Origin of the sequence: Bacillus sp. IBL03825 (assembly GCF_024712505.1) — a bacterium.
Taxonomy (GTDB): Bacteria; Bacillota; Bacilli; order Bacillales; family Bacillaceae_G; genus Bacillus_A; species Bacillus_A wiedmannii.
This window is the reverse complement of sequence record NZ_JAMXKE010000001.1, coordinates 4,358,311-4,371,920: the sequence shown is the minus strand read 5'-3', so window position 1 is coordinate 4,371,920 and position 13,610 is coordinate 4,358,311. Positions and strand designations below refer to the sequence as shown.

At 36.5% G+C, this 13,610-nt stretch carries 12 protein-coding genes and 1 other annotated feature (1 of these 13 running past the window's edge); of the genes, 10 read left to right on the top strand and 2 right to left on the bottom strand.

Going from position 1 to position 13,610, the window contains the following annotated elements:
* Positions 1-6: 6 nt before the first annotated feature.
* Positions 7-267, top strand: coding sequence for a preprotein translocase subunit YajC (yajC, locus tag NHG49_RS22415; RefSeq protein WP_154131312.1), 261 nt, complete (start codon positions 7-9; stop codon positions 265-267).
* A 36-nt stretch (positions 268-303) separates the two neighbouring features.
* Here yajC and NHG49_RS22410 read toward each other — a convergent pair whose 3' ends face one another.
* Positions 304-687, bottom strand: a complete 384-nt coding sequence (locus NHG49_RS22410; RefSeq protein ID WP_048562228.1) for a TIGR04086 family membrane protein — start codon at positions 685-687, stop codon at positions 304-306.
* Positions 688-790: 103 nt separating this feature from the next.
* On the opposite strand from NHG49_RS22410, the gene NHG49_RS22405 reads away from it, so the two are divergent.
* Positions 791-1,438 carry a DUF421 domain-containing protein gene (locus NHG49_RS22405; RefSeq protein WP_064474711.1) on the top strand — a complete coding sequence of 216 codons (648 nt, stop codon included), beginning with the start codon at positions 791-793 and terminating at the stop codon, positions 1,436-1,438.
* A 29-nt stretch (positions 1,439-1,467) separates the two neighbouring features.
* Here NHG49_RS22405 and spoVB read toward each other — a convergent pair whose 3' ends face one another.
* The gene (spoVB, locus tag NHG49_RS22400; protein ID WP_064474712.1) at positions 1,468-3,027 is read right to left on the bottom strand and encodes a stage V sporulation protein B; all 1,560 of its coding nucleotides are present in this window, start codon (positions 3,025-3,027) and stop codon (positions 1,468-1,470) included.
* A gap of 186 nt (positions 3,028-3,213) precedes the next feature.
* Between spoVB and NHG49_RS22395 the strand changes: the two genes are divergently transcribed.
* The 8 genes from NHG49_RS22395 to NHG49_RS22360 all read left to right on the top strand — a co-directional run bounded on the left by NHG49_RS22395 (position 3,214) and on the right by NHG49_RS22360 (position 13,381).
* Positions 3,214-3,498 (top strand): post-transcriptional regulator, encoded by a 285-nt coding sequence (locus NHG49_RS22395; RefSeq protein ID WP_000890214.1) that lies wholly within the window; start codon positions 3,214-3,216, stop codon positions 3,496-3,498.
* Between the two features lie 270 nt (positions 3,499-3,768).
* Positions 3,769-6,033 (top strand): protein translocase subunit SecDF, encoded by a 2,265-nt coding sequence (gene secDF / locus NHG49_RS22390; protein ID WP_064474713.1) that lies wholly within the window; start codon positions 3,769-3,771, stop codon positions 6,031-6,033.
* A gap of 156 nt (positions 6,034-6,189) precedes the next feature.
* The gene (locus tag NHG49_RS22385) at positions 6,190-7,083 is read left to right on the top strand and encodes a cation diffusion facilitator family transporter (RefSeq protein WP_000409734.1); all 894 of its coding nucleotides are present in this window, start codon (positions 6,190-6,192) and stop codon (positions 7,081-7,083) included.
* A gap of 101 nt (positions 7,084-7,184) precedes the next feature.
* Positions 7,185-9,524 carry a single-stranded-DNA-specific exonuclease RecJ gene (gene recJ / locus NHG49_RS22380; protein ID WP_098102379.1) on the top strand — a complete coding sequence of 780 codons (2,340 nt, stop codon included), beginning with the start codon at positions 7,185-7,187 and terminating at the stop codon, positions 9,522-9,524.
* A gap of 47 nt (positions 9,525-9,571) precedes the next feature.
* Positions 9,572-10,084, top strand: coding sequence for an adenine phosphoribosyltransferase (locus tag NHG49_RS22375; RefSeq protein WP_000346221.1), 513 nt, complete (start codon positions 9,572-9,574; stop codon positions 10,082-10,084).
* 210 nt (positions 10,085-10,294) lie between these two features.
* Entirely contained in the window at positions 10,295-12,478 is a 2,184-nt protein-coding gene (gene relA / locus NHG49_RS22370; protein ID WP_064474715.1) for a GTP diphosphokinase, read from the top strand.
* Between the two features lie 17 nt (positions 12,479-12,495).
* Positions 12,496-12,936 carry a D-tyrosyl-tRNA(Tyr) deacylase gene (locus NHG49_RS22365; RefSeq protein WP_001266955.1) on the top strand — a complete coding sequence of 147 codons (441 nt, stop codon included), beginning with the start codon at positions 12,496-12,498 and terminating at the stop codon, positions 12,934-12,936.
* 268 nt (positions 12,937-13,204) lie between these two features.
* Positions 13,205-13,381, top strand: coding sequence for a hypothetical protein (locus tag NHG49_RS22360; RefSeq protein ID WP_001242605.1), 177 nt, complete (start codon positions 13,205-13,207; stop codon positions 13,379-13,381).
* A gap of 54 nt (positions 13,382-13,435) precedes the next feature.
* Positions 13,436-13,610: a binding site (T-box leader), on the top strand; it runs 56 nt beyond the window's last position.

The window sequence follows — 13,610 nt, the reverse complement described above, 5'->3', positions numbered from 1 at the left end:
CAAAAGATGAATCCAGGTATGATGAATATCGTTATGATCGTTGCGATGTTTGCGATTTTCTATTTCTTATTAATTCGCCCGCAACAAAAGCGTCAAAAAGCAGTTGCTCAAATGCAAAATGAGTTAACAAAAGGTGATGCTATCGTAACAATCGGTGGTTTACACGGTACAATCGAATCAGTAGATGAGACGAAAATCGTTATTAAATCTGGTGGTTCACACTTAACTTTCGATCGTAATGCGATTCGTGAAGTTGTGAAAAACTAATGAGGAAGGCCCTGCATGAAATGTGCAGGGCCTTTTTTAGTTATTTTGTTTTGACATATTTACCCCGAAAATACCACCGAGTGTACTCGCGCCCATTAATGCTAATTGATAAAGTAACTGGGAGTTCGATAAAGTTTGAGAGAAGCCTAAATAGTTAACTAGAAAAACAAGTATAGCGAATGTAAGACCTGTTGTGAAACCTACTAGCCAACCTTTCCCTTGTGCTTTTTTGCCGGCAGTAAATCCGGATATAAGCATAGATAAAAGAGCTAGTATAAAAATAGTAACGGCTAATGTCCCTTCAGTCATATCTGTAAACTTTAATAAAAGAGCTATAACCATGCTAATAATTGATGCGAGAATTAATAAGGTAATGATACCAAAGCCGATTGCGGTTGATAATTTTTTCGTTCCATCCATTTATACATTCCCCCTTTTTAATACAAGCATATTTTCTTTTTGCCCAAGTTAGACTAGTTTATTTTTTATAGGGGAGTCTATACGTAAAAAAGGAGATGTAGAAATGGAATGGGTATCAATCATTGGCCGGACGATGCTTTTGTATTTCATCATATTAATTATTTTTCGTCTTATGGGTAAACGTGAAATTGGAGAGTTAAGTGTATTAGATTTAGTCGTATTCATTATGCTTGGCGAAATGGCTGTAGTCGCAATTGAAAATACCGATAAATCACTTTGGCACCAATTAGTTCCCATGACTTTTCTTATGTGTATACAGATTATTTTGTCAGTCATTTCATTAAAGTTTCAACGATTTCGGCATTTAATAGAAGGTGAGCCGGCTATTCTTGTAAATGCGGGGAAAATTGATGAAAAGAAGATGAGAAAGCAGCGTTATAATATAGATGATTTATTGATGCAATTAAGGGAGCAAGGAGTTGGAGATATCCGAGATGTAGAATACGCTATTTTAGAACCATCTGGGAAGTTATCTGTCTTTCAAAAACAAAAAGGTAAACAGGATACATTGCAGTTTACTCTTCCTCTTATTATTGATGGAGAAATTCAATTGAATCATTTACAAATGATTGAACATACAGACGAATGGCTTATTGGCAAATTAAAAAACTTAGGTTATAACGATATCAAACAAATTTTATACTGCAGCTTTCAAAATGGACAATTTTTTGTTGATTTGAAAGAAAACTAGAGGCTTACTATATGAAATAGTAAGCCCGTTTACTTCAAAAATGAAAGTTTTCGAATGATTGGGAGTCGGCTTAACTCTTCTTTTCGAATGAGTTTGAAAGTGAAGAGGAGGATAATATAAACGATTGTTGTTAAAGTGATTTCCCATAATGTTTGTACGCCGAGTGAATGAGAGAAAATCATATATTTATGAAGATAAAAACCGAAAGCGCCTGCAATACCGATAGCAAGTCCACCGAAAATGTAGTCTTTTGCGTAAATGGTAAATGTAATTTTCTTTAAAACAGTAGCGTAATGAAGGAATGTTACCGTTACTATATTTGCTGCAATTGCAAGGGCAACCCCCATCATTTGAAAATCTGGCCTTGAAGCTAGTACAAAAATAAGGATTAATTTCACGATGGCGCCAATAAATGTATTCATCATTGCAGCTCTTGCTAAGTTTAAAGCTTGTAAAACAGAGGTAAGTGGACTTTGAAAGTAATGAAATAAAAAGCAAGGTGCAAGAAGCTGGATAAATGCTGTTGCACTATCCGATCCATACATAAGAGTTAAAATAGGAGAAGCGAATACGTATAATATAACGACTGACCACCCACCAGTAATTAATGAGATCCGAAGTGCTTGTTGTAGTCGGTGTTCCACTAATTTATGCTGTCTTTTAGCCATCGCTTCACTAATAGATGGAACGAGCGCTGTAGAAAGAGCGTATGTAATAAAGGCTGGCAGTGATAGAAGTGGGAATGCATAACCGTTTAATATACCGTATTGCTGGGTTGCGACAGAGGCAGCAACTCCGGCAATCGCTAAGCTTTGCATAACGACGATAGGCTCAAAGAAATATGAAACGGAACCGATTAAACGACTTCCTGTAGTCGGAAGAGCGATATCCATCAGAGAATAAAATGTACCTTTGCTCTCCTTTACAGTAGTGAAAAATCCAGAGCGTATAGATAAATGTTTTTCGCGCTGGAATAAAGTGAGTAAAAATAATAACGATGCAACTTCACCGAGAACGGCTGATAACATAGCGCCAGCTGCAGCATATTCTACGCCGTAAGGTAAAAATAACTGAATGCATATAGCGATAATTGTAATGCGGACAACTTGTTCTATAACTTGAGCATAAGCGCTAGGTTTCATATTTTGTTTCCCTTGGAAATAACCGCGTAAAACAGAAGAAACAGCAATAACAGGAACGACAGGTAAAATGGCCATTAATGGATAGTACGTTCGTTCATCAGTTAATAATGTTTTTGCTAAAATAGGTGTGAGGAGCATAATTCCGATTGTTAAAATGATACTAATAACGGATGTAACAGCTAATGATACTGTTAATATTTTTTTAACCCTTTGTCTATCGTTCACAGCTTCCGCTTCTGCTACAAATTTTGCGATTGCGACAGGAAGGCCGATTTGTGTTAATGTAATTGCTAGAATGAATGTAGGAACGGCCATCATATAAAGGCCAACACCTTCTTCCCCTAAAATACGTGCCATTACAATCCGGTTAATAAATCCAAGGATTTTGGTAATAAAGCCGGCTATCATTAAAATAAATGCGCCTTTTAAAAAGCTTTGTCTCGTCATGGTCTTCTCCTACCTTCTCAAAATCAGTGGAATGATTTACAATAATTTATATGCACGTATGAGACAAGAATGACAAGCATTTAAGAGAGTGAAGTATGAGAGTGCTCTTGAAAGTAGTTATTGCTGTCCATTAGAGCGGGATTAAAAGCGACTTTTCGTGCTGAAATAAGAAGGAGATGTTTATGTATGTTAGAAAAAGAGGCTTTGGTAGAATCGTACCGCGGACAGTTACAAGTCGTTTTAGAAAGCAAAGTAGAAGAGTTTCACATGTTCGGTTATGACCGAGTAACAGATGATGATATTTGGAAGTTTCTTAAAGTGAAGAAGTGGAAAAAAATAAACGGTGATGTTAGATTATATGAATTAGTAAATGATGTATTAAGAGTAAGTACTAATGAATATATGAATTATTTAACTGTTGAAGCATATCAAGCGCCACTTTGGTCATTTGATGAATATGAAAATAAATAACCGACTGCAATTGGTTTGTTCTTCCTTTTGCAGTATAATGATAGGTATTGATAATGAGGAAATAATTATGTCTAAGATTATATATAAAGGGGGTAGTGAAGAGAAAAAATAAATAATGAAAGTGTAGGTATTGTGAAAAACGTACCGACACAGCTAGTGATGAACTAGCAAAATTATAGAAAGGAAGTCTACTAACTAGGCGTATGCATACGTGTAAAAGTGAATCGTAAGAGATTTATTTAAAGTGTTAGTAGCAGAAAGAGGGTACATATGGCAAAGCGTGGTACGAGAATTGCCGCCTTTTTCCTCATCGTTTTATTAATCGGTGGAGTAATTGGTGCGGCAGGAAAAGACATAGCAAAAGGAATTAGTCTAGGACTAGACCTTCGCGGTGGTTTTGAAATTCTTTATGAAGTAAAACCAGCCAAAAAAGGTGATAAAATCGACCGAGAGGCACTTGTAAGTACAGTAGGTGCTCTTGAAAATCGTGTCAATGTTCTCGGTGTAAGTGAGCCGAACATTCAAATTGAAGGACAAGATCGAATTCGCGTACAGCTTGCTGGTGTACAAGATCAGCAAAAAGCACGTGAAATGTTATCAACACAAGCGAAATTAACATTCCGTGATGTAGATGATAACCTTCTTATGGACGGAACGGATTTAAAAGGCGGCGGAGCGAAACAAACATTTGATGAGCAAGGCCGTGCGAGCGTAGGTCTTACACTAAAAAGCGCTGATAGATTCCGTGAAGTAACTGAAAAAATTTCAAAAATGCCACCACCAACGAATTTAATGGTAATTTGGCTTGACTTTGAAGAAGGAAAAGATTCGTATAAAGCAGAGTCTGCAAAACCGAATCCGAAGTTCTTATCAGCAGCAACAGTAAGCCAAGTGTTTAATCAAGCTGAAGTATCTATCGTAGGTGGAAACTTCACAGTTGAAAGTGCGAAACAACTGTCATCTTTATTAAATGCAGGTGCACTTCCTGTTGATTTAAAAGAAATGTATTCAACATCAGTTGGAGCGAAATTTGGTCAACAAGCGTTAGAGCAAACGATTTTCGCTAGTGCGATTGGTATCGCTCTTATTTTCTTATTTATGCTTGTATACTACCGTTTACCAGGAATTGTAGCGGTTATTATGTTAGGTCTATACATTTTTGTTACGCTACTCGTATTTAACTGGATGCATGCGGTTCTGACATTACCAGGTATTGCGGCATTAGTGCTCGGGGTAGGTATCGCAGTTGATGCGAATATTATTACGTACGAGAGACTGAAAGAAGAGTTGAAAATTGGTAAGTCAATGATGTCAGCATTCCGTGCTGGTAATCATCGTTCATTAGCAACAATTTTAGATGCAAACGTTACGACTCTTGCAGCGGCTGGTGTATTATTCGTTTATGGTAATAGCTCTGTAAAAGGATTCGCAACAAGTTTAATCGTAAGTATTTTAGTTGGTTTCGTTACGAACGTATTCGGTACTCGTTTCTTACTAGGTTTACTTGTAAAGAGCCGTTACTTCGATAAAAAGCCAGGATACTTTGGTGTGAAACAAAAGGATATTATTCCATTAACAAAAGGTGTAGTACATCCACCGACAAGATTTGATCGTATTAACTTCGTAAATATCGGTCATAAATTCCTTGTTTTCTCGATTGTAGTTGTAATTGCAGGTGCAATTATACTACCAATTTTCAAATTGAATCTTGGTATTGATTTTGCGAGTGGTACACGTATCGACTTGCAATCAAAACAAACACTTACTGTGTCTGATGTTCATAAAGATTTTAAAGAATTGAAAATTGACGTGAAGGAAGAAAATATTGTACCGACTGGGGATGACAATAAAGGATTCGCAGTTCGTACATTAGGTGTTCTATCAAAAGATGAAATTGCGAAAACAAAAACATTCTTCCATGATAAATATGGTACTGATCCAAACGTAAGTACAGTTTCACCAACAATTGGTAAAGAAATTGCACGAAATGCATTTATCGCAGTATTAATCGCTTCTGCAGTTATCATTTTATACGTAAGTATTCGATTCAGATTTACGTACGCATTATCTGCAGTACTTGCATTATTACATGATGCATTCGTTATGGTTGTTATATTTAGTATTTTCCAATTAGAGGTAGACTTAACGTTTATCGCTGCAGTGTTAACAATCATCGGTTATTCTATTAATGACTCAATTGTTACATTTGATAGAAACCGTGAATTATACAAACAGAAAAAACGAGTTCGTGATATAAAAGACTTAGAAGAAATCGTAAATGCAAGTATTCGCCAAACGCTTGGTCGTTCAATTAACACCGTATTAACAGTGTTATTCCCGGTAATTACATTACTTATCTTCGGTAGTGAGTCATTACGTAACTTCTCGTTTGCGTTACTTGTTGGATTAGTTGTAGGTACGTACTCTTCTGTTTTCGTTGCTTCTCAAATTTGGTTAATGCTTGAAAACCGTCGTTTGAAAAAGGGCAAAAACAAGAAAAAGGTTGAGAAAGTAGAATCTGAACCACAAGTATAAAAAAGATGATGTCTCTTTATGAGGCATCTCTTTTTTCGTTTGTGGATACAATAAGATAGCAACTTTTTAACAGAAGGAAGATGGAAGAAAGTGGTGGTGTTATCGCTGTTTTTGCTACAATAAAAAGATAGGTTAAGAAAAGAAGGGATTTTAATTATGGAAAAAGATGAACGTTTTAAACAGGCCGAGTTTGGTGCTATTGTCGGAATCGTTGGTAATATTATATTAGCGATTGTAAAGGCGGTAATTGGTTATATTGGGAACAGTAAAGCACTATTAGCGGATGCCGTGCATTCTGCATCAGATGTAATTGGTTCGCTCGCTGTACTTTTTGGATTGCGAGCAGCAAAGCAACCGCCTGATGAAGATCATCCGTATGGTCATGGTAAAGCGGAATCGATTTCAGCAATTATTGTTGCAGTATTATTATTTATTGTGGGAATCGAGATAGCGATTTCGTCTATAAAAGCTTTTTCGCAGGAACTAGAACCACCGAAAGGAATTACGATTTTTGCTGTTGTTCTTTCAATTATAGTGAAAGAAGGAATGTTTCAATATAAATTCCGATTAGGGAAGAGGGTAAATAGTGATGCAATTATTGCAAATGCATACGAGCACCGTTCGGATGTATTTTCTTCAATTGCAGCTTTAATCGGTATTTGTGCAGCGATTATGGGTGGTAAGTTCGGGTTAGATTGGCTTGTATATGCCGATCCGATTGCAGGATTATTTGTTTCACTTCTTGTTGCAAAAATGGCGTGGAGTATTGGGGCCGAAGCAATTCATGCAACGTTGGATCATGTTCTTCATGAGGAAGATGTTGTGCCGCTTAGAGAGGCTGTGCTTCAAATAGACGGTGTAAAAAAAATCGGCTCTTTATATGCAAGGGAGCATGGTCATTACGTTATTGTTGATATTAAAGTTTCTGTAGATCCATACATTACTGTAGAAGAAGGGCACCGCATTGGAAAGCATGTGAAAGAAACGCTTATGGAACAAGATAACGTACAAAATGTGTTTGTACATATAAATCCGTATTCTCCAAATTAAATATCATCAACATTTTAGTATATAGATATTGCATCGTAGTTTGCATTATATTGTCACCCCTTAATCTGTCTTGTATAATGAACAGGTTAAGGGGTGATTTCGTGTTACAACCGAAGACGCGTTGGAAAGAAAAAGAATATAATAATGAGCGAGTGAGTGAATTAGCAAGTAAATTACAATTATCACCACTTGTCGTTTCGTTATTCCTCGGTAGAGGACTAGATACAGAAGATAAGATTTTAGATTTTTTAAATACAGAAAATCAAGAATTTCATGATCCATTTTTATTAGAAGGAATGGATAGAACGGTAGAACGTGTAAATAAGGCGATTCAAAATGGAGAGCAAATATTAATATTTGGTGACTACGATGCGGACGGAGTAAGTAGTACGACTGTGTTATATCTTGCTTTGCAAGAATTAGGTGCAGACGTAGAATTTTATATTCCAAACCGTTTTACAGAAGGATATGGACCAAACGAAGAAGCATTTCGTTGGGCACATAGCGCAGGATTCTCCCTAATTATTACTGTCGATACTGGTATCGCAGCAGTGCATGAAGCGAAGGTAGCGAAGGAGCTTGGAATAGATCTTATTATTACAGATCATCATGAGCCGCCACCAGAATTGCCAGAAGCACTTGCGATTATTCATCCGAAATTAGATGGCGGTGTATATCCGTTTCACTATTTAGCTGGTGTAGGTGTTGCGTTTAAAGTTGCACATGCACTACTAGGCCGTGTACCAGAACATTTATTAGAAATTGCAGTAATTGGTACAGTAGCCGATTTAGTGTCACTTCATGGTGAAAATAGATTGCTAGTGAAGCGCGGTTTAAAGCATATGCGCATGACGAAAAATATCGGACTAAAGGCGCTATTTAAAGTTGCTAACGTTTCGCAAAGTGAAATTACAGAAGAGAGCATTGGATTCTCACTCGCACCACGTATTAATGCAGTTGGCCGTTTAGAAGATGCTACGCCGGCTGTACATCTTTTATTATCAGATGATCCAGAAGAAGCAAAAGAGCTGGCTGAAGAAATTGATGAGCTGAACAAACTGCGAAAAGATATTGTAAAGCAAATTACAGAAGAAGCTATCGCTGAAGTGGAAAATAATTTCCCGCCAGAAGACAATAAAGTACTAGTACTGGCAAAAGAAGGCTGGAATCCAGGTGTAATTGGAATTGTCGCATCTAAATTAGTTGAACGTTTTTATCGTCCAACGATTGTATTATGCATTGATCCTGTAAAAGAAACAGCAAAAGGTTCAGCACGTAGTATTGCAGGATTTGATTTGTTTGCAAACTTGTCAGATTGTAGAGAGTTATTGCCACATTTCGGAGGACATCCGATGGCAGCGGGAATGACGCTACATATGAATGATGTAGATGAATTACGCCGCCGCTTAAATGAACAAGCAGAGGTAATTTTAACAGAAGAAGATTTTATTCCAATTACAGCTGTTGATGTCTTTTGTAAAGTGGAGGATGTAACACTGGCAGCAATTGAAGATATGCAAAAGTTAGCGCCATTTGGTGTTGGAAATCCAAAACCACGTATTGCAGTGAAGGATGCAGAGCTAGAAAGTATTCGTGCAATCGGATCAGACGGTTCACATTTGAAAATGGCTCTTCGCGATGGACAAGCGACACTAGATACAATCGGATTTGGATTTGGTACGTATGCGAAAGAAATTTCTCCAGTTGCAAAGGTATCTGTAATAGGGGAAGCATCTATCAATGAATGGAATAATTTTAAGAAGCCGCAATTAATGGTGCAAGATATTGCTGTAGAGGCGTGGCAATTATTTGATTGGCGTAGTATGCGTAACGTAGAAGCGAATGTAGCAGAACTTCCGAAAGAAAAAATAACGATGGTGTATTTTTCTGAAGAGGTATTGAATAAATTTTCTTTAGAAGACTATAAAGAGCATATGATGCATGCATCAGAAGTAACTCATTTAGACGATCAATACATCGTGTTACTTGATTTGCCAAAAGGAACAGATGAATTACGAGATTTATTTAAAGTGGGGTTCCCGTCGCGAATTTATACGCTATTTTATCAAGAGAATAATCATTTATTTAGTACTGTTCCAACGAGGGAACATTTTAAATGGTACTATTCGTTCTTGAGCCAAAAAGCACCATTTTCTTTAAGACAATATGGAGAACAACTATGTCGACATAAAGGTTGGTCAAAAGATACAGTAAATTTCATGACACAGGTGTTTTTTGAGTTAGAATTTGTTACAATAAAAGATGGCGTCATTTTTATGGCAGACAAAAAACAAAAGCGTGATTTAATTGAATCGAACACATATCGTGAGAAAATGAACCACTTACAATTAGAAAAAGAATTGGTTTATAGCACATATCAGCAACTATATACATGGTTTGAAACGATTCGTAATCATAAAGAAGTAGAACAGTTAGGGTAAAGGATTTGTATTTACAAACCTTTTAGATCTGAGGAGGATTCAGAAATATGGATTTCAAGCAACATATCGCAATTGTACCGGATTATCCAAAAGAAGGTATTGTATTTAAAGACATTACACCGTTAATGAACGACGGTAAAGCATACAAAGCAGCAACAGATGCAATCGTTGAGTATGCAAAGAAAAGAGACATTGACGTTGTAGTAGGGCCAGAAGCACGTGGCTTTATTATCGGTTGCCCAGTTTCTTATGCGTTAGAAGTAGGTTTTGCACCAGTTCGTAAATTAGGAAAATTACCACGTGAAGTAATTACAGTTGACTACGGTAAAGAATATGGTAAAGATGTTTTAACAATTCATAAAGATGCAATTAAGCCAGGTCAACGCGTATTGATTACAGATGATCTATTAGCTACAGGTGGAACAATTGAAGCGACAATTAAGCTAGTTGAAGAACTTGGCGGAGTTGTAGCAGGAATTGCATTCTTAGTAGAGCTTACTTACTTAGATGGTCGTAAAATGTTAGATGGTTACGATGTATTAGTATTAGAAAAATACTAATCACTATATAGGTAAAACTACGGTGATAAAAAGTACCCGTGAATCTCTTGGAGAGGAGCGGGTACTTTTGTATAATTGCACAAAAAAATAAGGTGAAATGTCAGTAAAATCTTTTCCTTTTCACAATTCACAATCATTAGGTTATAATGATAGAATATAATTTATTCTACTTAATTAAGATAAAGTCAATTTTCAATAAAAGGTGATTCGATGGCAAATGAGCAGGTACTAACAGCTGAACAGGTACTCGAGAAAGCAAGTCAATATTTAGCAAATGAAGATATTGAGCTAGTGGCACGTGCCTATGGATATGCACGTGATGCGCATAGCGAACAATACAGAAAATCGGGTGAACCGTACATTATTCATCCAATTCAAGTTGCAGGTATTTTAGTTGATTTACACATGGATCCAGCTACGGTATCAGCAGGCTTCTTACATGATGTAGTGGAAGATACAGAAATTACATTAGAAGATATTGAACGGGAATTTAATAAAGAAATTGCTATGCTTGTCGATGGTGTAACAAAGCTCGGAAAGATTAAATATAAATCTCATGAGCAACAACAAGCAGAAAACCATCGCAAAATGTTTATTGCAATGGCTCAAGATATTCGAGTTATTTTAATTAAACTAGCTGATCGTCTTCATAACATGCGTACATTGAAACATTTGCCTCAAGAGAAGCAGCGTCGCATTGCAAATGAAACGTTAGAAATCTTTGCACCTTTAGCACATAGACTCGGAATTAGTACTATTAAATGGGAGCTAGAGGATACGTCACTTCGCTATTTAAATCCACAGCAATACTATCGTATTGTAAATTTAATGAAGCGTAAACGTGCAGAGCGTGAAGAATATTTAGATGAAGTAATGACTGGTATTCGTGAGAAATTAAAAGAAGTTGCAATTCAACCTGAGATTTCTGGAAGACCAAAGCATATTTACAGTATTTATCGTAAAATGGCACTGCAAAATAAACAGTTCAATGAAATTTACGATTTATTAGCTGTACGTGTCGTTGTAAATAGTATTAAAGATTGTTATGCAGTACTTGGAATTATTCATACGTGCTGGAAGCCGATGCCAGGTCGTTTTAAAGATTATATTGCGATGCCGAAAGCGAATCTATATCAATCTCTTCATACGACTGTAATTGGCCCGAAAGGTGATCCGCTTGAAGTGCAAATTCGTACGAAAGAAATGCATGAGATTGCAGAATTCGGGATCGCGGCGCACTGGGCGTATAAAGAAGGAAAAACAGCAGAAACAACAGGTACATTAGAGAAGAAACTTACATGGTTCCGTCAAATATTAGAATGGCAAAATGAAGCTTCTAATGCAGAAGAGTTTATGGAGTCATTAAAAATTGATTTATTCTCTGACATGGTATTCGTCTTTACACCGAAAGGCGACGTAATGGAATTGCCACTTGGATCTGTTCCGATTGACTTTTCGTATCGCGTGCATTCGGAGATTGGAAATAAAACAATTGGTGCAAAAGTAAACGGGAAAATGGTGACGCTTGATTATAAATTAAAAACAGGTGACATCATTGAAATTTTAACATCGAAACATTCGTATGGGCCAAGTCAAGACTGGGTGAAACTTGCTCAAACATCTCATGCAAAAAACAAAATACGTCAATTCTTTAAGAAGCAACGTAGAGATGAAAATATTGAAAAAGGCCGTGAACTTGTTGAGAAAGAAGTGCGTAGCCTAGAGTATGAGATGAAAGAAGTGTTAGCTCCTGACAATTTAAAACGTGTTGCTGAAAAATTCAACTTTGCAAATGAAGAAGATATGTTTGCAGCAGTTGGATATAATGGCATCACTGCATCACAAATTGTTACGCGACTAACGGACAAGTTCCGTAAGCAACGTGAAGAAGAAGAGATTGTTGAAGTTAAAGAAGTTCGTAAACCGATGAAAATTCGAAAATGGGATTCTGGCGTTAAAGTAAGTGGTGCGGATAATTTATTAATTCGCTTATCAAAATGCTGTAACCCAGTACCGGGTGATGATATCGTTGGATATATTACGAAAGGCCGAGGCGTATCGATTCACCGCCGTGATTGTGTAAATGTTCATACAGAAGAAGCTGTAGAACGTTTATTAGAAGTAGAGTGGGAAGGTAGCCCTGAAAAAGAAATTGAGTATAACGTTGATATTGAAATTTCAGGTTATGATCGCCGTGGTTTATTAAATGAAGTATTGCAAGCTGTTACAGAGACGAAAACGTACATTTCGGCAGTTTCTGGTAGAAGTGACCGTAATAAGATGGCGACAATTAATATGTCAATCTCTATTCGTAACTTACAGCATTTGAAAAAAGTAGTAGAACGCATTAAACGTGTTCCAGAAATTTATGCAGTACGACGCATGATGCATTAATAGGGAGTGTAGAAAAGATGAGAGTTGTTTTACAACGATCAAAAGAAGCGTCTGTCACAGTAGACGGTGAGATCGTAGGACAAATTCCGTTCGGTTTAACATTACTAGTTGGCATTACGCATGAAGATACAGAAAAAGATGCAACTTACATTGCAGAAAAAATTGCGAACTTACGTATTTTTGAAGATGAGAGTGGAAAGATGAACCATTCTGTACTTGATGTAGAAGGACAAGTTCTATCAATTTCGCAATTCACATTATACGGAGATTGCCGCAAGGGAAGACGTCCAAACTTTATGGATGCTGCCAAACCTGACTATGCAGAGCGTTTATATGATTTCTTTAATGAGGAAGTTCGTAAGCAAGGATTGCATGTAGAAACAGGGAAGTTTGGAGCAATGATGGATGTTTCTTTAATCAATGATGGTCCGGTGACCTTAATTGTGGATAGTAAATAGTGTTGCTTAAAAAGAGAGGATTATATAATCCTCTCTTTTTTATACTTTATTGTATATTTTGTTCATTTATCTCGCTATTTGTGGGAGATCAACTGCCTATAAAAGCCTGATTAGTGAGGGTTAATAATGAATCATAATGGACAAAACCCCTATTCATTAAAGTTTCACTTTATTTGGAATCAATAGCTGTTTCAGTTATGTATAACTCTTTCATCAATATGGAACAATAAAAAGTAAAACATCTATATTGAATGTGAGGGATATACGTATGCGTATGAATGAAAAAGGGCATTCTGTTACAAATGGTGCAAATCAACTGTTTAACGTAAATTTTCATGATTTTATTTCAAAAGAGCAAAACAATACTTCAATGGAGCTTGCTTCTGAGTTTGGGATTTCTCTTCAAGATGTAAAGCGTCTAAAGAAGCAGATTGAACGCTCTTAGAGTACTTGACAATCCTACTCAACAAACGTATAGTAATTTTATATTTACATATGAATATAACCGTTGATAGAGAAGAGTAAATGAGACACACATGGAAAGAGAAGAAATGTCTTAGGCTGAAAACATTTCTGCATGATGACTGATTGAATGACACTCTAGAGGTTTCAACTTGAACGGCATATATGCTTAGTAGGGATGAACGCACATTTAAGCGTTATTAAAAAAGTGG

Coding starts and splice junctions, on each gene's coding strand:
- yajC (WP_154131312.1), top strand. CDS start 7: ATGAATCCAGGTATGATGAATATCGTTATGATCGTTGCGATGTTTGCG.
- NHG49_RS22385 (WP_000409734.1), top strand. CDS start 6,190: ATGGAAAAAGATGAACGTTTTAAACAGGCCGAGTTTGGTGCTATTGTC.
- relA (WP_064474715.1), top strand. CDS start 10,295: ATGGCAAATGAGCAGGTACTAACAGCTGAACAGGTACTCGAGAAAGCA.
- spoVB (WP_064474712.1), bottom strand. CDS start 3,027: ATGACGAGACAAAGCTTTTTAAAAGGCGCATTTATTTTAATGATAGCC.
- NHG49_RS22405 (WP_064474711.1), top strand. CDS start 791: ATGGAATGGGTATCAATCATTGGCCGGACGATGCTTTTGTATTTCATC.
- NHG49_RS22375 (WP_000346221.1), top strand. CDS start 9,572: ATGGATTTCAAGCAACATATCGCAATTGTACCGGATTATCCAAAAGAA.
- NHG49_RS22410 (WP_048562228.1), bottom strand. CDS start 687: ATGGATGGAACGAAAAAATTATCAACCGCAATCGGCTTTGGTATCATT.
- NHG49_RS22365 (WP_001266955.1), top strand. CDS start 12,496: ATGAGAGTTGTTTTACAACGATCAAAAGAAGCGTCTGTCACAGTAGAC.
- secDF (WP_064474713.1), top strand. CDS start 3,769: ATGGCAAAGCGTGGTACGAGAATTGCCGCCTTTTTCCTCATCGTTTTA.
- NHG49_RS22395 (WP_000890214.1), top strand. CDS start 3,214: ATGTTAGAAAAAGAGGCTTTGGTAGAATCGTACCGCGGACAGTTACAA.
- NHG49_RS22360 (WP_001242605.1), top strand. CDS start 13,205: ATGCGTATGAATGAAAAAGGGCATTCTGTTACAAATGGTGCAAATCAA.